The 23150-nt window shown below is 72.8% G+C and carries 24 protein-coding genes; 7 read left to right on the plus strand and 17 right to left on the minus strand.

Annotation, left to right across the window (positions count from 1 at the left end; translation table 11 throughout):
* The 3 genes from CCL05_RS36925 to CCL05_RS36935 form a co-directional block, all read right to left on the minus strand.
* Positions 1-978, minus strand: a 978-nt coding sequence (locus tag CCL05_RS36925; protein ID WP_244204531.1) for a serine/threonine-protein kinase, incomplete at its 3' end; no start/stop codon positions are given.
* A 79-nt stretch (positions 979-1057) separates the two neighbouring features.
* Positions 1058-1516, minus strand: a complete 459-nt coding sequence (locus tag CCL05_RS36930) for a MarR family winged helix-turn-helix transcriptional regulator (protein WP_086565007.1) — start codon at positions 1514-1516, stop codon at positions 1058-1060.
* Complete coding sequence (locus CCL05_RS36935) at positions 1513-2130, minus strand: type 1 glutamine amidotransferase family protein (RefSeq protein ID WP_086565008.1); 618 nt, start codon at positions 2128-2130, stop codon at positions 1513-1515. The genes CCL05_RS36930 and CCL05_RS36935 overlap by 4 nt, the downstream gene beginning before the upstream one ends.
* Before the next feature lie 178 nt (positions 2131-2308).
* Here CCL05_RS36935 and CCL05_RS36940 point away from each other — a divergent pair, with 178 nt between their 5' ends.
* From CCL05_RS36940 to CCL05_RS36950, 3 genes are all read left to right on the plus strand, one after another.
* Positions 2309-3664, plus strand: coding sequence for an aspartate aminotransferase family protein (locus tag CCL05_RS36940; protein WP_086565009.1), 1356 nt, complete (start codon positions 2309-2311; stop codon positions 3662-3664).
* 140 nt (positions 3665-3804) lie between these two features.
* Positions 3805-4506 (plus strand): GntR family transcriptional regulator, encoded by a 702-nt coding sequence (locus tag CCL05_RS36945; RefSeq protein WP_086565010.1) that lies wholly within the window; start codon positions 3805-3807, stop codon positions 4504-4506.
* 122 nt (positions 4507-4628) lie between these two features.
* Positions 4629-5279 carry a phospholipase D-like domain-containing protein gene (locus CCL05_RS36950; RefSeq protein ID WP_086565011.1) on the plus strand — a complete coding sequence of 217 codons (651 nt, stop codon included), beginning with the start codon at positions 4629-4631 and terminating at the stop codon, positions 5277-5279.
* 9 nt (positions 5280-5288) lie between these two features.
* Here the strand turns inward: CCL05_RS36950 and CCL05_RS36955 are convergent, their stop codons facing one another.
* On the minus strand, positions 5289-5582 hold the full coding sequence (locus CCL05_RS36955; RefSeq protein ID WP_086565012.1) for a hypothetical protein: 294 nt from the start codon (positions 5580-5582) through the stop codon (positions 5289-5291).
* Positions 5583-5693: 111 nt separating this feature from the next.
* Positions 5694-6977, minus strand: a complete 1284-nt coding sequence (locus CCL05_RS36960) for an adenylosuccinate synthase (protein ID WP_086565013.1) — start codon at positions 6975-6977, stop codon at positions 5694-5696.
* A 186-nt stretch (positions 6978-7163) separates the two neighbouring features.
* Between CCL05_RS36960 and CCL05_RS36965 the strand changes: the two genes are divergently transcribed.
* Positions 7164-8027, plus strand: a complete 864-nt coding sequence (locus CCL05_RS36965; RefSeq protein ID WP_086565014.1) for a diacylglycerol kinase family protein — start codon at positions 7164-7166, stop codon at positions 8025-8027.
* A gap of 13 nt (positions 8028-8040) precedes the next feature.
* Here CCL05_RS36965 and CCL05_RS36970 read toward each other — a convergent pair whose 3' ends face one another.
* Entirely contained in the window at positions 8041-8538 is a 498-nt protein-coding gene (locus CCL05_RS36970; RefSeq protein WP_086565015.1) for a GbsR/MarR family transcriptional regulator, read from the minus strand.
* 74 nt (positions 8539-8612) lie between these two features.
* Between CCL05_RS36970 and CCL05_RS36975 the strand changes: the two genes are divergently transcribed.
* Positions 8613-9509: an ABC transporter ATP-binding protein gene (locus tag CCL05_RS36975; RefSeq protein WP_086565016.1), complete on the plus strand. Its 897-nt coding sequence runs from the start codon at positions 8613-8615 to the stop codon at positions 9507-9509.
* Positions 9506-11104, plus strand: a complete 1599-nt coding sequence (locus CCL05_RS36980; protein ID WP_086565017.1) for an ABC transporter permease — start codon at positions 9506-9508, stop codon at positions 11102-11104. Before CCL05_RS36975 ends, CCL05_RS36980 begins: the two co-directional genes overlap by 4 nt.
* A gap of 24 nt (positions 11105-11128) precedes the next feature.
* On the opposite strand, the gene CCL05_RS36985 is transcribed toward CCL05_RS36980, so the two are convergent.
* Positions 11129-12349 (minus strand): cytochrome P450, encoded by a 1221-nt coding sequence (locus tag CCL05_RS36985; protein WP_086565018.1) that lies wholly within the window; start codon positions 12347-12349, stop codon positions 11129-11131.
* A 104-nt stretch (positions 12350-12453) separates the two neighbouring features.
* Between CCL05_RS36985 and CCL05_RS36990 the strand changes: the two genes are divergently transcribed.
* Entirely contained in the window at positions 12454-12831 is a 378-nt protein-coding gene (locus tag CCL05_RS36990) for an SH3 domain-containing protein (protein ID WP_086565019.1), read from the plus strand.
* 51 nt (positions 12832-12882) lie between these two features.
* Here CCL05_RS36990 and CCL05_RS36995 read toward each other — a convergent pair whose 3' ends face one another.
* The 10 genes from CCL05_RS36995 to CCL05_RS37040 all read right to left on the minus strand — a co-directional run bounded on the left by CCL05_RS36995 (position 12883) and on the right by CCL05_RS37040 (position 23024).
* On the minus strand, positions 12883-13548 hold the full coding sequence (locus CCL05_RS36995) for a response regulator (protein ID WP_086565020.1): 666 nt from the start codon (positions 13546-13548) through the stop codon (positions 12883-12885).
* Positions 13545-14879, minus strand: a complete 1335-nt coding sequence (locus CCL05_RS37000) for a sensor histidine kinase (protein ID WP_244204532.1) — start codon at positions 14877-14879, stop codon at positions 13545-13547. Before CCL05_RS37000 ends, CCL05_RS36995 begins: the two co-directional genes overlap by 4 nt.
* Before the next feature lie 89 nt (positions 14880-14968).
* Positions 14969-15652 (minus strand): response regulator, encoded by a 684-nt coding sequence (locus CCL05_RS37005; RefSeq protein WP_086565022.1) that lies wholly within the window; start codon positions 15650-15652, stop codon positions 14969-14971.
* Positions 15649-17034 (minus strand): sensor histidine kinase, encoded by a 1386-nt coding sequence (locus CCL05_RS37010; protein ID WP_086565023.1) that lies wholly within the window; start codon positions 17032-17034, stop codon positions 15649-15651. The genes CCL05_RS37005 and CCL05_RS37010 overlap by 4 nt, the downstream gene beginning before the upstream one ends.
* Positions 17027-18265 carry an acyltransferase family protein gene (locus CCL05_RS37015; RefSeq protein WP_086565024.1) on the minus strand — a complete coding sequence of 413 codons (1239 nt, stop codon included), beginning with the start codon at positions 18263-18265 and terminating at the stop codon, positions 17027-17029. The genes CCL05_RS37010 and CCL05_RS37015 overlap by 8 nt, the downstream gene beginning before the upstream one ends.
* Complete coding sequence (locus CCL05_RS37020) at positions 18258-19259, minus strand: alpha/beta hydrolase (RefSeq protein ID WP_086565025.1); 1002 nt, start codon at positions 19257-19259, stop codon at positions 18258-18260. Before CCL05_RS37020 ends, CCL05_RS37015 begins: the two co-directional genes overlap by 8 nt.
* A gap of 173 nt (positions 19260-19432) precedes the next feature.
* Entirely contained in the window at positions 19433-20299 is an 867-nt protein-coding gene (locus tag CCL05_RS37025) for an alpha/beta hydrolase (protein WP_086565026.1), read from the minus strand.
* Between the two features lie 160 nt (positions 20300-20459).
* On the minus strand, positions 20460-21644 hold the full coding sequence (gene kynU / locus CCL05_RS37030; protein ID WP_086565027.1) for a kynureninase: 1185 nt from the start codon (positions 21642-21644) through the stop codon (positions 20460-20462).
* Positions 21637-22467: a tryptophan 2,3-dioxygenase family protein gene (locus tag CCL05_RS37035; RefSeq protein ID WP_086565028.1), complete on the minus strand. Its 831-nt coding sequence runs from the start codon at positions 22465-22467 to the stop codon at positions 21637-21639. The genes kynU and CCL05_RS37035 overlap by 8 nt, the downstream gene beginning before the upstream one ends.
* Before the next feature lie 143 nt (positions 22468-22610).
* Positions 22611-23024 (minus strand): DUF3151 domain-containing protein, encoded by a 414-nt coding sequence (locus tag CCL05_RS37040; protein ID WP_086565029.1) that lies wholly within the window; start codon positions 23022-23024, stop codon positions 22611-22613.
* Between the last annotated feature and the right edge of the window lie 126 nt (positions 23025-23150).

The raw sequence follows: 23150 nt of genomic DNA on the forward strand, positions 1-23150 counted from the left end.
GCTGGGGCCGGGGCCGGGGCCGGGCTTCTCGTCGGGGCCGGAGCCCGGCTGCTCGGCAGGCGGCTCGGGGGAACCCGCTCCCTCGGCGGAGCCGGCCCCCTCCGGATCCTCCGCGTCCAGCAGCCGCACCGCGTGCCGCCCGAGTTGGGCGACCAGGGCGCTCGGGAGCCAGGGGTCGAGGGCGCGGCCGTCGGAGACGGTGTCGTCCGCACCTGTGCGTTCCAGGACGCGGTCGAGGGACGGGCGTGCGGCGGGGTCCTTGCGCAGGCAGTCGCGGACCAAGTCGGCGATGCCCTCGGGGACGCCCTCCAGGTCCGGTTCCTCCTGGGCGATGCGGAACATCAGGGCGTGCACGCCGCTGTTGGCGGTGCCGAAGGGCAGGGCGCCGGTGGCGGCGTAGGCGAGGACCGAGCCGAGGCAGAAGACGTCGCACGCCGGGGTGATGCGGTCGCCGCGCACCTGCTCGGGCGCCATGAAACCGGGCGATCCGACGAGCGCGCCGGTGCGAGTGAGCCCGCCGTCCNNCGGCTTGAGGTCGCGGTGGACGATGCCGGCCGCGTGGATGTCCTTCAGCGCGTGCGCGAGCCCGGCCGCGAGGATGCGGACCGTCCGCTCGGGCAGGGCGCCGTGGTCGTGCCCGACGACCTGCTGGAGGCTCGGCCCGGCGACGTACCCGGTGGCCACCCACGGCACCGCCGCCTCGGTGTCCGCGTCCAGCACCGGCGCCGTCCAGTACCCGCCGACCCGGCGCGCGGCCTGCACCTCCTGCCGGAAGCGCTCCCGGAACTCCTCCTGCGCGGCCAGTTCCTCGCGCACGAGTTTCACGGCGACCGTACGGCCCCGCTCCGAGCGGGCCAGATACACGTGCCCCATGCCGCCCGCCCCGAGCCGCGCCAGCAGCCGGTACGCGCCGATGCTCCCCCAGTGCTTAACGCCTGGGGGGACCCCCATCGGATCCCCGGGCCCCAGCTTCTCCATCGCTCAGCCGCCTTCCCCCATACGTGAGCAACAGATCGAGAATAGTGCGGGGCCCGGGCGGGGCAGGCCCGAACGACGCCTACGGTTCCGTAACAGGCGGTCCCACCTCGTCGAGCACCTTCGTCAGCCGTTCCAGTACCCGCACCGCCTCCGCCAGGTCCGCCTCCCCGAAGGCCTCCGCCAGCCGGTCGGCGAAGGCCGTGTGCCCGGGGTTGATGCGGGCGATCGCCGCCCGCCCCTCCCCGGTCGGCGCGAGGAGCTTGGCGCGGCGGTGCGCGGGGTTCGGCCGGTACTCGGCGAGTCCGCGGTCCACCAGCAGGTCGGCGATGCGCTGCACGCTCTGCCGCGTGATGCCCATGGCGCGGGCGATGCCGGAGACGGGCAGCGGCTCCCCGAGGACCGCGCCCAGCACCTGCCACCAGGCGGCAGTCAGCCCGGCGGGCCGGGCCAGTTCCTCCGCCACGGCGAGGAACTGGCCGTTCAGCCGGAACACGCCGAGGGCGCTGCGGCTGAGCAGGTCCTGACGCTCCCGGCTCATGCCGCCCCGGCCTTCTCCAGCACGGCGTACGCCGCCGCGTCGGAGTCGTGGAACAGCCGGTACCAGGCGTCGAGCACCTCGCCCTCGTACACCCCGAGCAGCCGGAGGATCTCCCGGGCGAAGGCGACGGGCTCGGTCGGGCCGGCGGTGACCAGGTTCGCGTCGGTGACGGCGTCGGTCTCGGCGTAGCGCTCGCCGCCCGCGTAACCGGTCGCGGCCAGGTAGAAGGAGACCGCGCTGGTGTGGGACCGGTCGTCGAGCAGGCCCTCGCGGGCGAGCCCGGCGGTGGCCCCGCAGATCGCGGCGACCGGCACACCGGCGTCAAGGAACGCCCGGGCCTTGCGGGCGAAGGGCGCGAGGTCGCCGGATGTGTCCCAGAGGTCGGCGCCCGGGAGGATCAGCAGGGAGCTGTCCTCGGGCCGTACGTCGTCCAGGGCGGTGTCGGGCTGGATGCGCAGTCCGCCGATGCTGGTGACCGGGTCCGTGGACGGGCCGACGGTCCGGATCCGGTACCCGGCGCGGGCGAGGTGGGCCGTGGCGTGCCCCGTCTCCCAGTCGGCGAGGGTGTCGTAGACGGCGAGATGGACGGGCTTGCGGTCGGTGACGGCGTTCATGGCTCCTCCTGAGACCCGAAGCTCGACCCCGAAAGGTCATGACAGCATCCTGACATTTGGACAGTAAGCTGTCAACGCCGGGATCTCCGCGCGCCTGGACAACCTGTCGCGGAATGCCGCCGACGGCAGACAGGCCGCCGATTTCACCGCCCTCTCCCCCGCGCCTACGCTCGCCCGCATGACCCCTCAGCCGAACCCCGAAGCCGGTGCCGCCGTCAAGGCCGCCGACCGTGACCATGTGTTCCACTCCTGGTCCGCTCAGGAGCTCATCGACCCGCTCGCCGTCGCCGGGGCGGAGGGGTCGTACTTCTGGGACTACGACGGCCGGCGCTACCTCGACTTCTCCAGCGGGCTCGTCTACACGAACATCGGCTACCAGCACCCCAGGGTCGTCGCCGCGATCCAGGAGCAGGCGGCGAGGATGACGACCTTCGCGCCCGCGTTCGCGATCGAGGCCCGGTCGGAGGCGGCCCGGCTGATCGCCGAGCGGACCCCGGGCGACCTGGACAAGATCTTCTTCACCAACGGCGGCGCCGACGCCGTCGAGCACGCGATCCGGATGGCCCGGCTGCACACGGGCCGCCCGAAGGTGCTCTCGGCGTACCGCTCGTACCACGGCGGTACGCAGCAGGCCGTGAACATCACCGGCGACCCGCGCCGCTGGGCCTCCGACAGCGCCGCGGCCGGGGTCGTGCACTTCTGGGCGCCCTACCTCTACCGCTCCCGTTTCTACGCCGAGACCGAGGAGCAGGAGTGCGCGCGGGCGCTGGAGCACCTGGAGACGACGATCGCCTTCGAGGGGCCCTCGACCGTCGCGGCGATCATCCTGGAGACGATCCCGGGCACGGCCGGGATCATGGTCCCGCCGCCCGGCTATCTCGCCGGGGTGCGGGAGCTGTGCGACAAGTACGGGATCGTCTTCGTCCTGGACGAGGTCATGGCCGGGTTCGGGCGGACCGGTGAGTGGTTCGCGGCGGACCTGTTCGGCGTCACGCCCGACCTGCTGACCTTCGCCAAGGGCGTGAACAGCGGGTACGTGCCGCTGGGCGGGGTCGCGATCTCCGGTGCGATCGCCGAGACCTTCGGAAAGCGGCCGTACCCCGGCGGTCTGACGTACTCCGGGCATCCGCTGGCGTGCGCCGCCGCCGTCGCGACGATCAACGTCATGGCGGAGGAGGGCGTCGTCGAGAACGCGGCCCGGCTGGGCGCGTCCGTCGTGGGCCCGCAGCTGCGCGCGCTGGCCGCTCGGCACCCGAGCGTGGGCGAGGTGCGCGGCGTCGGCATGTTCTGGGCGCTGGAGCTGGTCCGCAGCCGGGAGACGCGGGAGCCGCTGGTGCCCTACAACGCGGCCGGGGAGGCGAACGCGGCGATGGCCGCCTTCGCCGCCGCCGCGAAGGACAGCGGGCTGTGGCCGTTCGTGAACATGAACCGGACGCATGTGGTGCCGCCCTGCACCGTCACGGAGGCGGAGCTGAAGGAGGGTCTCGCGGCGCTGGACGCGGCGCTCTCCGTGGCGGACGAATACACCAGGTAACCAGGTGTAAACCGACCAGAGGACGACCACAACCCGTCAGTAGCCGACCAACCTCGCACCTCGTTCGAACGCGTAAGGTGGCGTGGCCGTAGACATACACGTGCACGCCACCCGAACGCGACGAGGGAGACGCCCTGACCATGCCCCGCAGCTCCGGCAACGGCGCCGTGACGCGCAGCACCCTGCGACAGCAGATCGCCGACGCGCTTCGTGACGAGGTACTGGCGGGACGGCTCCAGCCGGGGCAGGAGTTCACGGTCAAGGAGATCGCCGACCAGTACGGAGTGTCGGCCACGCCGGTCCGGGAGGCGCTGGTCGACCTCTCCGCGCAGGGCCTCCTCGACGCCGACCAGCACCGCGGCTTCCGCGTCCACGAGTACTCGGCCGAGGACTTCCGCGGCATGATCGAGGCACGCGACCTGGTCATCGAGGGGATGTTCCACGCCCTCACCACCGGGCAGCACGCCTCCGGGCAGCCGGGCGACCCCCGCGTCGCCGCCGTGCTCGCCGGGGTACGGCGCCGCGGGGAGGAGGCGCAGCGGGCCGCGGCGGCCGGTGACCTCACCGTCCTCATCGGCTACGACCTGCGCTTCTGGCGCGAGCTCGCCGCCCTCTTCGGCAACCCCTACCTCGCCGACTTCCTGCACCGGCTGCGTGTGCAGACCTGGGTCTGCGCGGTGCAGCACCTGAGCCGGCTCAGGGACCTGCGGGGCGAGCTGTGGGCAGGGCACACCGAGCTGGTCGACGCCCTGGGCGCCCGCGACACCGACACGGCCCGGTCGATCATCGCCGGCTACAACGCCCACTCCATCGCCCTGATCGAGCGCCTCGCCTCAGGATGACCTGCGTCGCATCTGTCCGTATGGGTATGGGACATGCACGGCGGGAGCCGCTTTCCGTGCCGCACCGATACCCTTCCCTGACACCGCGCCACCCGACCACCGAGCTGAGCGAGGAGCCTTCTTTGGCCTGTGACCTGTGGCTGGTACCGCTCGTCGACGTGTTGTGCCACACGCCGGACAACCCGTTCGCCGAGGAACTCGCGCAATACAACAAGGTGCTCGCCGAGGCCGGACTGCCGCCGGTGCCGGTGTACCAGTACATGCCGGGACTGTCGGGCGACGTCGCCCCGGTGGCGGGCTTCGACTACGACGCGCTGCACTTCCTGCGCCGCGCCTACCTGCTCCAGGTGTGCGGCCTGCCGGTGACGCCCGTGGACGAACTCGGCGGCGACTACGAGCAGTTGCTGGAGATGTTCGAGTCGACGGCCCAGCAGTCGCACCTCGTCTGGCACTACGACCACGCGGGCGCGTACGTCCCCGTCGACTTCCCCAGTCCGCTCGCCGACGACCAACTCCTCGCGGGCGGCGGTCCGCTGGGTTCCTCCCACGCGCTGCTGCGGGAGCTGGAGGTGGTCGCCCCGGCCATCGGCATCGACCCGGCCAATCCGCCGGCCGCGCCCCAGCCGCCGCTCGTGCCCACGGAGCTGGAGGAACCCGCCGTCCCGGCCCCGTACGATCCCAGCCCCTTCGCCCGGGAACGCCACGTCTGGCTCGGTCTGCACGCGGCCGTGACGCGGAGTCTGGCCCAGGGGTCGATGATCGTCTTCAGCTAGCGGCCGGGCTCAGCGGCCCAGCTGGGAGAGGCCCTTCTGCAGGTCTTCCAGGTTCATCACCGGTGTGTAGGTGATCTCCGCGCCGAGCTGGAGGAAGAAGGGCTCGCTGAGCACCGGCATCTGCGAGCTGTCCTGCATGTCGAAGACCATGAAGGCGGTCCGCTTGCCGTGGTCGGAGGTGAAGTAGGCCGCTTCCGGCTTGATCTGTTCCAGCGACTCCTGGACCAGCTTCCCCAAGGTGCCGTTGCGGATGGCCTCGTTGGCCTTCTCCGTGTCCATGGATGCCTTGAGCAGTACGCGCATCGCACTCACCTTCTTCTGGTCGACGCACGCGGGGGGTACGACTTTCAGCCTATGCCCGATCACCGGCGCCCGCGCGGGACGCCGGTGATCGGGCGCTGACGGCCCCGTGGCCTACAGGAACGAGTTGATCTCGATCGTCTCGTCCCGGCCCGGGCCCACGCCGATCGCGGAGATCGGGGCGCCGGACATCTCCTCCAGCGCCTTGACGTAGCTCTGGGCGTTCTTCGGCAGGTCGGCGAAGGACTTGGCCTTGGAGATGTCCTCGCTCCAGCCCGGCAGCATCTCGTAGACCGGCTTCGCGTGGTGGAAGTCGGTCTGGGAGTAGGGCAGCTCCTCGACGCGCTTGCCGTCGATCTCGTACGCCACGCAGACCGGGATCTGCTCCCAGCCGGTGAGGACGTCGAGCTTGGTGAGGAAGAAGTCCGTCAGGCCGTTCACCCGGGTCGCGTAGCGGGCGATCACCGCGTCGAACCAGCCGCAGCGCCGGTCACGGCCGGTGGTGACACCGCGCTCGCCGCCGATCCGGCGCAGCGCCTCGCCGTCCTCGTCGAACAGTTCCGTCGGGAACGGGCCGGCGCCGACACGGGTCGTGTAGGCCTTGAGGATGCCGATGACACGGCTGATCTTCGTCGGGCCCACGCCCGCGCCCGTGCAGGCGCCGCCCGCGGTCGGGTTGGAGGAGGTGACGAAGGGGTACGTGCCGTGATCGATGTCCAGGAGCGTGCCCTGGCCGCCCTCGAACAGGACGACCTTGTCCTCCTCCAGCGCCTGGTTGAGGACCAGGACGGTGTCGGCGACGTACGGCGCGAGCTTGTCGGCGTAGCCCAGCAGCTCCTCGACGACCTGGTCGACGGCGATCGCGCGCCGGTTGTAGAGCTTGGTGAGGATCTGGTTCTTGACGTCGAGCGCCGCCTCGACCTTCTGCGTGAGGATCGACTCGTCGTACAGGTCCTGGACGCGGATACCGACGCGGTTGATCTTGTCGGCGTAGGTCGGGCCGATGCCGCGCCCGGTCGTGCCGATCTTCCGCTTGCCGAGGAAACGCTCCGTCACCTTGTCGACCGTGACGTTGTACGGCGTGATGATGTGCGCGTTTCCGCTGAGGAGGAGCTTGGAGGTGTCGACACCACGCTCGTTCAGACCGCTCAGCTCGGAGAGCAGGACCGACGGGTCGACGACGACACCGTTACCGATGACCGGCGTGCAGCCGGGAGACAGGATTCCGGAAGGGAGCAGGTGGAGGGCGTACTTCTGGTCACCCACGACCACCGTGTGGCCGGCGTTGTTGCCGCCCTGGTAGCGCACTACATAGTCCACCGAACCACCGAGAAGGTCGGTGGCCTTTCCCTTGCCTTCGTCACCCCACTGAGCACCGAGCAGCACAAGTGCGGGCACGCGCGTACACCCCTTCCGGGCGGGGCATGTCCATGGTCGAGGGCGCACGCGGATGGTATGAAGCCGCGTACACCGCGACCGCCGTTGGTCGCCAACCGTCGGACCGGATGCCCCGGAATAGACGAAGCCCCTGGCGCAATAGCGCAAGGGGCTCTTGCACAAAGATGCTACCCGAGGAAGCGAGGCATGGCCGAGGTGGCGACTTCCGCGACGTCCGAGCAGCTGCTGGTGGTGGTCGACCCGGTCGCCCGTCGGTCGGACGGCGAGTCCGTACGGATCGCGAAAGACGTGCTCGGAGCGGGTGCGGCCGTGAAGCTGTGCCTGCCGGACGGCCCGGAGGAGTTCGCGCGGGCGTTGCGCCGGCGGGGCTCGCGCCGCCCGGTGGTGGTGGGTGACGACCGGGCCCTGATCCGCGCGGTGTCGCTGCTGCACCGGCATCGGGAGCTGGCCGGATGCGCGCTGTCGGTGGTGCCGGTCGGGGGCGTGCAGTCCCTGGCCCGGTCGCTGGGGGTGCCGACGGGGACGGTGGCGGCGGCGCGGGCGGTGCTCGACGGGGTCGAGCGGCGGATGGACCTGATGGTGGACGACAGCGACGGGGTGGTGCTCGGCGCGCTGCGCATACCGCCGGTGACGGCCGGCCCTCCGGCGCAGGACCCCGAGGACGCGCCGGGCCGCCCCTGGCTGCGCACCTGCCAGTCCCTGGTGCGCACCCTGGTCCCGGCCGCCCGTCCGTCCCGGCTCGCCTCCGCGCCCGAGCCCGGCCCCTCGCGGCTGCGGGTCGAGGTCGACGGCGAGACCCTCGTCGACCTGCACCAGCCGGTCGAGGCGGTGTCGGTGTCGCCCTCGGCCTCCGGGGTGGCGGCGGTGGAGGTCCGCCCGGTGTCGGTGGGCGCCGAGGCCTCGCCCCTGCTCGCGCGGGGCCGGACGGTGACGGTGTCGGGGGCCCACTTCCGCTACCGGGCGGACGCGGTGGTGTCGGGGCCGGTGCGGACCCGGACGTGGGTGGTCCGGGAGGGGGCCTGGGGGCTGACGGTACCGGCGGCGCCGTGATCGCGCCCGCGCGTCATTCCTGGCCGAACGTCTTCTCCCGGTGCACGCGCCAGCGCTCCATCATCTCCACGATCTCAGTCTCGATGAACTCGAAGAACGCGAGCGTCTCGGCCATGCGGCGGCCGGCCGGGGTGTCGGCGCCGAGGCTGGTGACGCCCTCCCGCAGGGCGCCTTCCCAGCGCTTGATGACGGCCTCGCGGTTGGTCAGTGCCTCGTACCACTGGTTGCCGTGCACCCGGTAGCGCTCGCGGCGCGAGCCGGGCTCCCGTTCGCGCGAGACCATGTGCGTCTGGGCCAGGTAGCGCACCGCCCCGGACACCGCCGCGGGACTGATCCGGAGCTGTTCGCCCAGCTCGGCCGAGGTCATCGAGCCCTCGTCCGAGGAGAGGAGCGCGGCGAAGACCCGGGCGGGCATCCGCTGCATCCCCGCCTCGACGAGCTGCGCCGCGAAGGACTCGACGAACTTCGACACGGCCTCCGCGTCCCGCGCGCCCCCGGCTGATTCCGTCATGGGATTCATTCTAGCCGTGATTCACGATCTTCCTTAACTTCACAAAATTCTGAAAGAAGCGTACGTTCTGAAGCATGACGAAGGCCATCACCGTCTCCGGACTGCACAAGTCCTTCGGACGGACGCACGCTCTCGACGGGCTCGACCTGGACGTCGCCTCCGGCGAGGTCCACGGCTTCCTCGGCCCCAACGGCTCGGGCAAGTCCACCACCATCCGGGTCCTGCTCGGCCTGCTGCGCGCCGACTCGGGCGCCGCGCAGGTGCTGGGCCGCGACCCCTGGGCGGACGCGGTGGAGGTGCACCGCCGGATCGCCTACGTCCCCGGGGACGTGACGCTGTGGCGCAACCTCTCCGGCGGCGAGGTCATCGACCTGTATGGCAGGCTGCGCGGAGGCCTGGACCCCCGGCGCCGCGCGGAGCTGACCGAGCGGTTCGAGCTCGACCCGACCAAGAAGGGCCGCACCTACTCCAAGGGCAACCGGCAGAAGGTCGCCCTGGTCGCCGCGTTCGCCTCGGACGTCGACCTGCTGATCCTGGACGAGCCGACCTCGGGCCTGGACCCGCTGATGGAGGAGGTCTTCCAGCGCTGTGTGGCCGAGGAACGCGACCGGGGCCGCACGATCCTGCTCTCCTCCCACATCCTGAGCGAGGTCGAGGAGCTGTGCGACCGGGTGAGCATCATCCGCAAGGGCCGCACGGTCGAGAGCGGTACGCTCGCCGACCTGCGCCACCTGACCCGCACCAGTGTCGTCGCCGAACTCGCGGGCCCGCCCAACGGGCTGGCGCACCTGCCCGGCGTCCACGACCTCGACGTGCGGGGGCGCCGGGTCCGGCTCCAGGTCGACACCGACGGGCTGGACGCCGTCCTGCGGTCCCTGAGCGAGTCGGGCGTACGGTCGCTGACGTCGACGCCGCCGACGCTGGAGGAACTGTTCCTGCGGCACTACCAGGACGAGGCGGCCGCCCGATGACGACCTTCGCCGTACGGCCCGGCAGCTCACGCAGGCTGGCCGGGACGGGCACGCTGCTGCGGTTCGCCCTGCGCCGCGACCGGCTGATGATGCCCGTGTGGATCGCGGTGAACGCCCTGATGGTCCTCTCCATGCCGAACACCCTGGAGGGCCTCTACGGCACCCCGGCCGAACGCGCCGACCTGATCCGGCAGATGGGGACCAACTCCTCGCTGCGCGCGATGGTCGGCCCGGTCTTCGACGACTCGCTGGGCGCGCTGACGGCCTGGCGGGTCGGCGTCTACGCGGGCGCACTGGCCGCCGTGATGAGCCTGCTGGTCGTCGTCCGGCACACCCGGGACGAGGAGGAGAGCGGCCGTCAGGAGCTGGTGGCGTCCGGGATGGTGGGCCGCCGGGCCTCCCTCACGGCGGCCCTGCTGGCGGCGGCGGTCGCGAACGGGGTGCTGGCGCTGCTGCTCACCGTCGGCCTCGCCGGCCAGGGCGCGACCGGGGCGCTGGCCCTGGGCCTCGGCATCGCCGGAGCCGGCATGGTCTTCGCCACGACGGCGGCGATCGTCGCCCAGCTGACCGAGAGCGCGCGGCTGGCCCGGGGTCTGACGGCGGCGGTGCTGGGCGCCGCGTTCGTGCTGCGCGCCGCCGGCGACTCGGCGACGGACGACGGCTCGTCCGCCTTGACCTGGGTGTCGCCGCTGGGCTGGCTGGAGAACCTGCGGCCGTACGCGGACGAGCGCTGGTGGGTGCTGGCGCTGCTCGCCGGGGCGGTCCTCCTCCAGGGCGCGGTCGCGTACGGGCTGGCCGGCCGCCGGGACGTCGGCATGAGCTTCCTGCCCACCCGGCCGGGCCCGGCGTCCGGCCGCCTGGGCAGCGCGGGCGCGCTGGCCTGGCGGTTGCAGCGGGGCGGTGTGCTGGGCTGGAGCGTCGGCTTCCTTCTCGCCGGGGTCGTCTACGGCGGCATGACCGAGGGCGCGGCCGACCTCGTCGGCGACAACGACGGCGCCCGGCGGATCTTCGAGCGGATGGGCGGCCGGTCCGGCCTGACGGACACGTTCCTGGCGTCGATGACCGGCATGCTCGGCCTGGTCGCCGCGCTGTACATCGTGGCGTCGGTGCTCCGCCTGCACGGCGAGGAGACCTCAGGCCGGGCGGAACCGGTGCTGGCGAACGCGGTGGGCCGCCTGCGGTGGGCTGCCGGGCACCTGGTGATCGCCTTCGGCGGTGCGGCGCTCCTCATGCTCCTGGCCGGCCTCGGTCTGGCCGCCGGCTACGGCAAGGAGACCGGCCCGGTCCTGGGGGCGTGCCTGGTGCAGGTGCCGGCGATCTGGGTGATCGGCGGGGTGGCGGTGCTGCTGCACGGGGTGCTGCCTCGCGCGGCCGCGGCCGCATGGGGCGTGGCGGGGGCGGCCCTGCTGATCGGCTGGGTCGGCCCCGCGCTGGACGTCCCGCAGGCGGTACTGGACATCTCGCCGTTCGGGCATCTGCCGAAGCTGCCCGGAGGATCCATGGAGTGGGGGCCGGTGGTGGTGCTGACCGGGCTGGCCGTGGTGCTGGTGGCAGGAGGGCTGGCGGGGTTGCGCAGGCGGGACATGACCACGTGATCGGTCGACGTACTGCTCGGGCTCTCACCCCACCTCGACGGCCAGCCCCTCCAGCCCCCTGATCACGAAGTTCGGTTTCCTCTCCGGCTCGGCGGCCAGGCGCAGCGTCGGCGCCCGTTCCAGCAACGCCCCCATCGACGCCGCCAGTTCGATGCGGGCCAGGGGTGCGCCGATGCAGTAGTGGATGCCGGCGCTGAAGGAGATGTGGGGGTTGTCCGGGCGGGTCAGGTCCAGGGCGGACGGGTTCTGGAACACCGCCGGGTCGTGGTTGGCGGAGCCGAAGAGCAGGGCGACCTCCGCACCGCGGGGGATCGTCGTGCCGGCGAGCTCGATCTCGTCCAGGACCCAGCGCTCGAAGAGCTGGAGCGGGGTGTCGTAGCGCATCAGTTCCTCGACGGCGGAGGGGATCAGCGAGTGGTCCGCGCGCAGCAGCTCCAGCTGGGCCGGGTTGCGGAACAGGGCGTACCAGCCGTTGACCGTGGCGTTCACCGTGGCCTCGTGGCCGGCGTTGAGGAGGAGGACCGCCGTCGAGATCATCTCCTGCTCGGTGAGGCGGTCGCCCTCGTCGTGGGCCGCGATCAGGCCCGAGATCAGATCATCGCCGGGCTCCTTGCGGCGGGCCGCGATCAGTTCGCGCAGGTAGTCGGAGAACTCCACCGACGCCCGGACCGCCTGCGCCGCCGTCTCCTCGGACGGGTTCAGCTCGTACATCCCGCAGATCTCCGCCGACCAGGGCCGCAGCGGGGCCCGGTCGGACTCCGGGATGCCGAGCATCTCCGCGATCACCGCCACCGGGAGGGGCTCGGCGACGTCCTTGAGCAGGTCGCCGCCGCCCGCTTCGGCCAGGGCCGAGGCGAGCTCGTCCGCGAGGCCCCGCACATACGGCTTCAGCCGCTCCACCGTGCGCGGCGTGAACGCCTTCGACACCAGGCGCCGGATCCGGGTGTGGTCCGGCGGCTCCAGGTCGAGCATCCCGTGGTCGTTGAGCGTGTGGAACGGCTCCTGCTCCGGCGGGGGCGGGGTGCGGCCGAACTCCTCGTGGGTGAACCGGTGCTGGTAGGTCCGGCCCAGGCGCCGGTCGCGCAGCAGCGCCGAGACGTCCGCGTGATGCGGGACGAGCCACTGGTTCGTGGGCGCGTAGTGGTGCACCCGGCCCCGCGCGCGCAGCTCGGCGTAGGCGGGGTACGGGTCGGCGAGGAACGCCGGGTCCCACGGGTCGAACGCGAGGTCGAAAGCAGCTGCCATGGACGGACGCTAGCCCCACATCCCCCTGTCTGACCAGGGCCGACCAAGATCGTTAAGCTGGGCGGGCCGCCTGAGCGGCATCTGACTTCACAAGAAAGAACGTCATGACACAGCAGCGAGCCAAGCTCCGCACCCGCGTCCCCGCACGTCTGGCCGCCTCGGCCGTACTGGCCCTGTCGCTGACCGCCGGTGCCGTCGCGGCCACCGCCCCCGTCGCCACCGCCGCCGAGATGCCGTGCAAGCCGCGCGTCTACTACTACGTCTACAAGAGCAGCGGCGTGAACTTCCGCACGGGCCCGGGCACCGGCTACACGTCCAAGGGTATCCTCCACAAGAACGACTGGGGCAAGAAGGTCGGCACCAAGGGCTCCTGGATCAAGCTGAAGCTGGGCCAGAAGTCGAAGAGCGGGCTGGCCAAGGGCACCACCGGCTGGGTCTCCAAGTCGTACGTGAGCGACTGCGTGCCGATGCAGCTGGACTGATCCGGACCGTCGCCCCCGGGCCCGCGGGCCTGCGGGGCGACGTCCCTCCGTCTAGCCGGGCGTCACCAGCCGTGCCTCGTAGGCGAACACCGCCGCCTGGGTCCGGTCCCTGAGGCCCAGCTTCACCAGGATCCGGCTGACATGTGTCTTGATCGTCGACTCGGCGACCACCAGCCGCTCGGCGATCTCCGCGTTCGACAGGCCCTGCGCGATGAGGACCAGCACCTCCGTCTCCCGGTCGGTGAGGTCGCCGTACGCCGCCTGCGCGGAGGGCATGAGGCGCGGCGTCTCGGAGAGCTTGGAGAACTCGGTGATCAGGCGCCTGGTCACCGACGGGGCCAGGAGGGCCTCACCGGCGGCCACGACCCGCACCCCGTCGGCGAGCTGGCGGGCCGAGGCGTCCTTGAGGAGGAACCCGGAGGCTCCCGCGCGCAGCGCCTGGTAGACGTACTCGTCGAGGTCGAAGGTGGTGAGCACCAGCACCTTGGCCGCGCCGTCGGCGGCGACGATCTCGCGGGTCGCCTCGATGCCGTTCAGCTCGGGCATGCGGATGTCCATCAGCACGACGTCCGGGGCGAACTCGCGGACCTTCGCGACGGCCTCCCGGCCGTTCACCGCCTCGCCGACGACCTCGATGTCCGGCATCGCGTTCAGCAGGACCGAGAAGCCCTCGCGCACCATCATCTGGTCGTCCGCGATCAGCACGCGAATGGTCATGCGTCGTCCTCGTCCGGCAGGGCGACCGGCAGGAACACCGCCACCTCGTAACCTCCGTCGTCCGTGCGGCCCGCCGTCATCTCGCCGTTCAGCATCGTCACGCGCTCCCGCATACCCGTGATGCCGTGCCCGGCGCCGGGCGAGGGCTTGATCAGGCTCGGGTTGGGCGGCGGGCCGTTGACTATGCGCAGGCCCAGGCCGCCGAGCACGTACCCGATCTCGACACGGGCGCTCGCACCCGGCGCGTGCCGCAGGGTGTTGCTCAGGGCCTCCTGCACGATCCGGTACGCCGACAGCTCCACACCCTGCGGCAGCTCGCGCACCGCGCCGGTCACCACCTTCTCGACCCCCAGACCGGCCTCCCGCACATTGGCCAGCAGCCCCTCCAGGTCGGCGAGCGTGGGCTGCGGGGCGTCCGGGGCCTCGTAGTCCTCGGCGCGGACGACGCCCAGGACCCGGCGCAGCTCGGTCAGGGCCGCCACCGCGTTCTCCCGGATCGTGGCGAAGGCCTTCTCCAGCTCCGGCGGCGGGTTCTCCACCCGGTAGGGCGCGGCCTCCGCCTGGATGGCGACCACCGACATGTGGTGGGCGACCACGTCGTGCAGCTCGCGGGCGATCGTCGTGCGCTCCTCCAGCAGCGTGCGGCGGGAGCGCTCGTGCGCGGTGACCGTCTGCTGCGCGGTGACCTCCTGCTCCGCGTGGCGGCGGATGTGCCAGACGGTGACGGCGAGGAGGACGAACGCGGAGACGGTCAGCATGGGGCCGGTGTTGGTGCCGTGGCGGCCCGAGGAGAAGAGCGTCTCCGCGAGGATGCCGTACAGCCCGGTCAGCGCCCACATCCAGGCGGCCGCGCGCGGCCTGGTGCGCACGGCCACGACCGTCAGCACCGCCAGATGGCAGACGAAGCTGCCCGGCAGCCAGGGCCAGTCGCCCCACGGGTCGCCGAACGGCAGGGCCAGCGGGGTGGCCGCCATGGACGCCCAGAACGCTCCGACCGGCCGGACCATGGTCAGCAGGACCGGGACCACGGCGAGCAGGCCGAGCAGCAACGCGAAGCCCTCCTCGACCGTCGCGCCGAACAGGGCGATCAGGGCTGCCGCGCAGATCACGGCGTGCGGCGTCCAGGTCGCGAAGTCCCGCAGACGGCCGGGCAGCCTCCTGGTCAGGGGGCCGTCGACGCGCATGCGCGGCAGCAGGCGGTAGGCGAAGGCGTCGTGGAACAGGTCCTGCCGCAGCCCGCGCAGGGCGTCCACGGCCAGCCGGTACTCCGGGCTGCGGGACTTGGCCTCGTCGCCCGGCGGCGTGATCTGCAGGTGAGTCGTCTCGGTCACGTACAGAACGGTAGGCGCACCCCTGGTCGCGGTCGTCCCCAGTGAGAGGGGTTCCCGGGGCTCCCCCTCAGGTACTACGGGGCCCGGCCTCAGTACCCCGCCGGCCGGACCAGCCCCGACTCGTACGCGAACACCGCCGCCTGCGTGCGGTCCCTCAGGCCCAGCTTCACCAGGATCCGGCCCACGTGGGTCTTCACCGTCTGCTCGGCGACGAACAGGTGCTTGGAGATCTCCGCGTTCGACAGACCCTGCGCGATCAGGGCGAGCACCTCCGTCTCCCGCTCGGTCAGGTCACCGATCCGCTCCTTGAGCGGGGAGCGGGGCCGGTCGTCCAGCCGGGAGAACTCGGCGATCAGCTTGCGGGTGATCACCGGGGCGAGCAGCGCGTCACCGGCCGCGATCACCCGGACCGCCTCGGCGAGCTGCTCCGACGAGGCGTCCTTCAGCAGGAAGCCGGACGCTCCGGCGCGCAGCGCGTCGTACACGTACTCGTCGAGGTCGAAGGTGGTGAGCACCAGCACCCTGATGTCCGGGTTCGCGGTCGTGATGCGCGCGGTGGCCTCGATGCCGCCGATCCCGGGCATGCGGATGTCCATGAGGACGACGTCCGGGGCGGTCTCGGCGGCCATCGCGACGCCGCCCTCGCCGTCCTTCGCCTCGCCGACGACCTCTATGCCGGGCTGGGTGCCGAGCAGCACGGTGAAGCCCTGCCGGACCATCGCCTGGTCGTCGACGATGAGAACCCGGATGGGCCGGCCGGCGCTGCTCGTCATGGAGTCCCTCCCCGGGGATCGGTGGTGGTGTGGGTAGAACGGGTGGTGGCCTGGGTGTCGGCGGGCGGGATGTCCGGGAGGAACGCGGTGACCTTGAAGCCGTCCCAGTGCCACGGGTGTGCCGTCATGGTGCCGCCGAGCATCGCGACCCGCTCCCGCATGCCGAGCAGTCCGTGCCCGGCTCCCGTGGAGGGCGGTGCCGGTCCGGTCGGCCGGCCGTTGACGACCTCCACCTCCAGGCCGTCCGGCTCATACGTGAGACGGACCGTGGCTCTCGCGCCGGGCGCGTGCCGCAGGACGTTGCTCAGCGCCTCCTGCACGATCCGGTACGCCGACAGCTCCACGCCGGGCGGCAGCGGGCGCCGCTCGCCGTTGATCTCGGTGATGACCTCGCGGCCGGCGGCCCGGGTGTTCTCCACCAGCGCGTCGAGCCGGTCGAGGGTGGGCTGAGGGGCGTGCCCGGCGGTGTCGCCGTCCGGGCCGGCGGGCTCCCCCGGCCCGGGGTGCTCCGAGCGCAGCACGCCCAGCACCCGGCGCAGCTCGGTCAGCGCCTCCAGCGCGTTCTGCCGGATGCCGGCGAGGTTCTCCTTGAGTTCGTCGGGCGGGTTCTCCACGAGGTGCGGGGCGACCTGTGCCTGGATGGAGATGACCGACATGTGGTGGGCCACCACGTCGTGCAGCTCCCGCGCGATGCGGCTGCGCTCCTCCAGCAGGGTGCGCCGGGTGCGCTCCTCGGCGGTGAGCGTGGTCTGCTCGACGAGCTGCGCGCGGGCCTCGCGGCGACCGCGCAGGGCGGTGCCGACGACCACGACGACGGCGAACAGGGAGAGCGAGAGCACGCCGGTGGTGTCGTAGCGCTCCGCGCCCCGCAGGCCCTCCAGCCCGTAGGTGAGCAGCGCGGTCACGGCCAGCGCCGCTATCGCCGCGCGGGTGGGCACCCGCAGGGCGAGCAGCAGCAGCACGAACATCTCGGCGATGATGCCGGCCGCGGTCCAGGGCCAGGTGTAGGTCTCCGGGTCGAAACCGAGCCGGCCGCGCACCGCCACAGCTCCCACGACGAAGGCGCCCATGGACAGCCACCACGCCGGCACCGGCCGCCACAGTCCCAGGACCATGGCGCCGCCCTGCCCTGCCGCTACCAGGAAGGCCAGGTTGGCGCCGAGATGGCCGTTGCCGTTCATGTCGCCGGTGCCGCCGACCGTGACACCGAACGCCGCCAGGCACACCAGTCCGTGCGGCAGCCAGCGCATCCAGGTCGAGGGCGGCAGCGGATCCGTCCGGGCCGTCCACAGGTCCTGGCGCAGCACCCGCAGCCAGCCCCCGACGCGCGCCCGCAGCGCGCGGCCCACCCCCGTGTCCGTCACGCGCCCCAGCCTAGACATGACGGGCCGCCGCCGCTGTCCCCCGGTCGGACGGACGGTGCGCCCGCACCACCCGCGACCGCCGGTCCCGGCCGCCCGCGCCCCGCTCGAAGGACCGGAAGGCGGCCCAGCAGACCGCGAGGGCCAGCGCGAACACCGGCAGCCAGAGCAGCCGCGCCCCGACCCAGGCGAGGCTGTCCGGCGTCGTGTGCAGGCCGGGGAGCCGGCCCGCGAGGAGGCCGGTGGCCGTCGTGGCCATCAGGGCCGTCTGGTGCCACAGGAAGACGGTCATCGCGAAGAGGTTGACGAAGGCCACCGCCGCCCACGCCACGGGCCGGCGCATCGCCCGCCGCAGCCGCTCGCGCAGCAGCAGCGCGAGACCGCACTGGGCCAGCCCGAAGGTGACGACGGCCAGCGTCGGCGGGTCCAGGTTGGACACGCCCTCACCCGGGACGCCGACCATCGACGCCGGATAGCCCGCCCACGCGACGAGCCCCGCGGTCACCACGGCACCGCCGCCGAGCAGGATCCAGCCCGCGCGGCGGCGCTCCAGCTCGCCCCGGGTCCAGGCCGCGCCCAGCGTGAAGGGCACCAGCCAGCCCGCGGCCACGTTCACCCAGCCCAGCCAGGAGGGGCCGCCGAGGCCGAAGCGCAGCAGGTCCACATGGAGTACGACGGCCAGCGGCCACAGCGGGTTGAGCCGGGTCAGCAGCGGGGTCGCCGCCGTCAGCGCCGCGAACACCACCAGGAACCACAGCGGGGACAGGGCCAGTTTCACCAGCGTCCGGACCGTCCCGAACTCGGCGCCCGACAGCAGCAGGGCGAGCGCGGCGACCGTCCACAGGCCGAGGACGGCCGCGACGGGTGCGAACAGCCGGGTCAGCCGGGAAGCCAGCCAGCGGTGGTACGAGATGCCGCGGGCCCGGGCCGAGGCCAGGCTGCGCGTGGCGACATGCCCGCCGACCAGGAAGAACACGGCGAGCGTCTGGAACAGCCAGGAGACGGGGGTCAGCCAGGGCATGTGCTGGAGAGGGCTCGCCGTGCGCAGGGTGCCGCTGTCGGCGACCAGGGCCGTGACCAGCCAGTGCCCGAGGACGACACCGAGGACCGCGGCGGCCCGCAGGGCGTCCACGGCCCGGTCGCGGTCGGCGGGAGCGGCCGCACCGACGCGTTCGGCGCCGCGGCGCACCGCATGCCGGACACCTCGCACTCCGAGTACTCCGCGTACTTCGCGTGCTCCGACGTCAGTCATGGGTCACCGCCTTGGTCTCGCCCAGGACGATCCGGGCCAGGTTGGTCAGGGAGGTCGAGCCGGGTCTGAAGTAGTCGCTGTGGCCGCCGTCGCCGGCCGCGAAGACCCGGGCGCCGAAGGCCGGGGAGACGGGGTCGGTGCCGAAGCCGACGGTGGTGCCGAACAGGTCCGCGCTGAGGTGCGGGACGTTCTGAACCCAGTCGTCGCCGCCGCGGGCCGCCCAGACGCGGGCGCGGGTGTGCAGGGCGGCCGCGGAGTCCGCGCCGGTGCCGGGGCTGCCGACGAGCGCGATGTCGTCGACGGCGAGCCCGGCGGCGGCCCGGCCGCAGACGACCGAACCGTAGGAGTGGCACAGCAGCGAGACGCGCGGTCCGCCGCCCGACAGGGCGCGCAGGTCGGCGACGAGCGCGCGCAGCCGCGGGGCCGCCTGCTCCGCCCTGCCGGTCGTCGTGACCGTCGCGCTGACCGTGCCCGGCGTCTCGTAGCCCAGCCAGGCCACGACCGCCGTGCGCGTGCCCGCGGGGGCCTGCCGCGCGAGCTGTCCGTACAGGGCGGCGGCCGCCGCGTGGAACCGGCCGTAGGTGTCGAGGCTCGTGTCGGAGCCGGGGACCAGGACGGCGATGCGGTCGGCGCGGGCGAGGTCGCCCAGGACCTCCGTCACCCGGCCGGAGCCGCGGCCGTCGAAACGGAGGAGATGCCGGGCCGGAGCGGCGAGCTGACGGTCCGTCGAGGCCCGGTCCCGGTCGTGGTGGGCGGCGGCCAGCCGGGCCGCTTCGGCGGCGTTGGCGCGGTTGGCCGCGTACGCCTCGTCGAGCGTCGACGCGCTGAGAGGTGCGAGGGACGCGGGGGCGGGCGCGGGGATCTCCGGGCGTCCCGCCGCGGAGAGAGGGAACACCACCGCACCCGCGACGAGGACGGCGAGCGCGGCACGACGCCATCGGTGTCCGCGGCGCCGAGCGCCCTCACCGAAGCGGTACTTCGCCGCCGGCCCCATGGTCGTCCCTTCCCGCGCACCCGGCCATCGGGTCTGCTTGGAAGGGAAGTTACGGATGGGGGCCCGTCGTCCGCGTCACACCGCGGAGCTCACCTGCGGCCTGGCTCTCAGGTACTACGGGTACGACCCAGGGGTCTGACCAAGAAGTCCGCTCACCAGGCCGATCGGGCGCTTCACCAGGCCAGTTGGGCGATCTCCTCCACGACCACCGCACACGCGTCGGCCGCCGGGTCGATGAGCGGGAAGTGCCCCACGTCCTCCAGCAGCGTCACGCCCACCATCTCCCCGGCCTTCGCCGCCGCGTCCGCGTACGACTCGGCGACCGCCTGCGGCACGTCGAGGTCCGCGCGGCCCTGGACGAGGGTCGTGGCGATGCCGGTGGGCAGCAGCAGCGCCGGGTCCGCGTAGGGCTGCCGCTCGGCGAAGTGCTCGTCCCCGCCCAGCAGTTGCCGTACGGCACCGCCGCACACGTCGAGCTTGTCGGCGACCGCGAGGTCCGCGATCGGGGCGAGCGCGACCACACCGCGCAGGGCCGCCGGGCTGTCGCTGTGCCAGGGCGAGCCGGCCGGCAGGACGTGCCGGGACGCGGCCCACAGGGCGAGGTGCCCGCCCGCCGAGTGACCGGTGAGGACCGTACGGCGCGGGTCGGCCTGCGGCAGCAGCTCCTTCACGAGCGCCGGAAGGGCGTCCAGCGCCGCCGCGACGTCGTCGAGGGTGTCGGGCCAGCGCCCCGCGACGGAGTCGCCGTCACCACCGCGCCGGTACTCGGCGCTGGCCACGGCGAACCCGCGCCGGGCGAGGAAGGCCGCGAACGGGCTGATGTGAAGCCGGTCGTAGGGTGCCCGCCAGGCACCGCCGTGCAGCACGAGGACGACCGGGGCGGGCCCGCCCGGGCCGCCCTGCCGGCGCGGGGCGTAGAAGTCGATCACTTGGTCGGGGTGGTCGCCGTAGGCGGCGGTGGCGTCGGGGGCGACGGGCGCGTGGGAGAACGCCGACTTCTCCTCGGCGGCGGCCCGTGCGCTTGCGACGTCGTCCGTCATGCTCCAACCTCTCAGCGATCCAGCGTAGATGGCGGACCAGGCGGGGGTCCGGCCGTTGGCCGGGACGGTATCAGGCGCGTGACATGCGCGGACACGGGGATGTCACGCTGGGTGAAGACGGAACGGCCCCCGCGGGGCAGGGGCCGTTCGTCCCGGGGCCTCACCCCAGCGTCCGGGCCAGCACCCGCGCGGCCCGCTCCACGTCGGCGAAGCCCACGTACAGCGGTGTGAAGCCGAAGCGCAGCACGTCCGGCGCCCGGAAGTCGCCGACCACCCCCGCCTCGACGAGCCGTTTCATCACGTCACCGGCGTCGTCGCAGCGCAACGCGATCTGGCTGCCCCGCTCCGCGTGCGGCGCCGGCGTCAGGCACTCGACCCTGCCCTCGGGCACGTACGCGGCCACGCACTCCAGGAAGAAGTCCGTCAGCGCGAGCGACTTGGCCCGCACCGCCTCGACCGGCACCCCGTCCCACACCTCCAGGGCCGCCTCCAGGGCGAGCATGGAGAGGATGTCCGGCGTGCCGACCCGGCCGCGCAGGGCGCCGGGGGCCGGCTCGTACCCGCCGCGCATCCCGAACGGCTCGGCGTGGGAGTTCCAGCCGGGCAGCGGGGAGTCGAAGCGGTCCTGGAGCTCCCGGCGCACGTACAGGTACGCCGGTGAACCCGGCCCGCCGTTCAGGTACTTGTAGGTGCAGCCGACCGCGAGGTCCACGCCGTGCTCGTCCAGCCCCACCGGCAGCGCGCCCGCGCTGTGGCACAGGTCCCAGACGGCGTACGCGCCCGCCGCGTGCACGGCGGCCGTCAGCGCCGGCAGGTCGTGCAGCCGGCCGGTGCGGTAGTCGACGTGGTTGAGCAGGACGGCGGCGGTCCGGCCGCCCAGCGCGCCCGGCACGTCCGCCGGTGCCACCGGCCGCAGCGTGCGGCCGGTCATCCGGGCGGCGGACTCGGCGATGTACCCGTCGGTCGGGAAGGTCGTGGCGTCGACGAGGATCTCGTCACGGCCCTCCCCGGCCATCCGCACGGCCCCCACGAGTGCCTTGAAGACATTGACACTGGTCGAGTCGCCCACCACGATCTGTCCCGGCGCCGCCCCGACCAGCGGGGCGATCCGGTCACCGATCCGCTCGGGCGCGGTCCACCAGCCGCTCTCCTCCCAGGACCGGATCCGCAGCTCGCCCCACTGGCGGCGTACGACGTCCTCGACCCGCCCGGAGACGACGGCCGGCAGCGCGCCGAGCGAGTTGCCGTCCAGGTACACAACCTCGTCGAGAACGAACCCGTCCCGCTTGCCGCGCAGCTCGTCGGCGGCGTCCAGCTTCTCCGCCCGCATCGCCAGTTCAGACATAGGACCGCGCCGTCCACAGCTCGGGGAACACGTGCTTCTGCGCCCGTTTCTCCAGCCAGGCCACACCGGCGGAGCCGCCCGTGCCGGTCTTGGCGCCCATCGCGCGGCGGGTGGCGACGAGGTGGTCGTTGCGCCAGCGCCACACCAGCTCGGCGACATCCGTCAACGCCTCGCCGAGCCGGGCGAGTTCGCCGCTCTCGTCACCCGAGTAGACGGCCGTCCAGGCCGCCTCCACCTCGGGGGACGGCTCGTAGCGCAGCGACACGTCACGCCCCAGCACGGCCTGGGGGATGTCGTACCCGCGCCGCGCGAGCAGCCGCACGACCTCGTCGTACAGGCTCGGCTCGTGCAGCGCCTTCTCCAGCTCGGCGTGCACGCGGGGCGCGCCCCGGTGCGGGACCAGCATGGACGCCGACTTGTCGCCGAGCAGGAACTCCATCCGCCGGTACATCGCCGACTGGAATCCGGAGCCCTCGCCGAGGGCGGACCGGTACGAGTTGAACTGGGCGGGCGTGAGCTGGCCGAGCGGCTTCCAGGAGGCGTTGAGCGCCTCCAGCTCACGCACGGACCGCTTCAGCGCGGCGGTCGCGGTGGGGACGTCGTCGCGGCGCAGGGCGTGTGCCGCCGTCTCCCACTCGTGGACGATGACGGTGAACCACAGCTCCATGACCTGGGTCGTGACCAGGAACACCATCTCTCCGGGGTCGTCGGAGAGGGTGTGCTGGAGGTGGGTGAGCACGTCGGCCTTGACGTAGTCCTCGTACGGCGTCGTGCCGTGGAAATCGAGATGCGGGGTCTCGGGCTCGTGAGCCTCGTGGGACATCGCTGTCTCCTGCTTTGTAACTCCGGGTAGCGGTCCGCCCCTGCCGATGCCGGCACGGGGGCCCCGGTCCCCACGGGCATACTCCGCAATCGTGCCCCAGGACCGCAAGGCCCGCCCGCTCGGCGGACGGGCCCAGGGTGTCGTCAGCCCAGGACCTGCGCCGCCTCCGGCGAGGAGTCCTTCAGGAACTGGGAGCAGCGCTCGTACTCCTCCTGCTCGCCGATCGCCTGTGCGGCACGGGCGAGGGCGTGCAGGGCACGCAGGAAGCCGCGGTTCGGCTCGTGCTCCCAGGGGACCGGGCCGTGGCCCTTCCAGCCGTTGCGGCGCAGCGCGTCCAGGCCGCGGTGGTAGCCCGTACGGGCGTACGCGTACGACTCGACGGCCGCGCCCCGCTCGAACGCCTCGTCGGCGAGCTGCGCCCAGGCGAGCGAGGAGGTGGGGTGCGCGGCGGCGACGTCGACCGGCGCGGTACCCGACGCGAGCATTTCCCGTGGCCCGGGGTCGTCGGGGAGATGGGTCGGGGGCGGGCCCCCGAGGAGGTTCTCGTGAATGGACATGCCCCAAGTCTGCCGCAGGCGTGAGCTGCGGGCAGTCGTGCCTCCCCCAGTGCCTTAATGGCCTGGGAGGTACCCCCAGGGGCGGCACGGGTGGGCGCAGCGGCACCCCGTCGCGCCGGGCTGCGC

The organism is Streptomyces africanus, from assembly GCF_002150735.1.
Taxonomy (GTDB): Bacteria; Actinomycetota; Actinomycetes; order Streptomycetales; family Streptomycetaceae; genus Streptomyces; species Streptomyces africanus.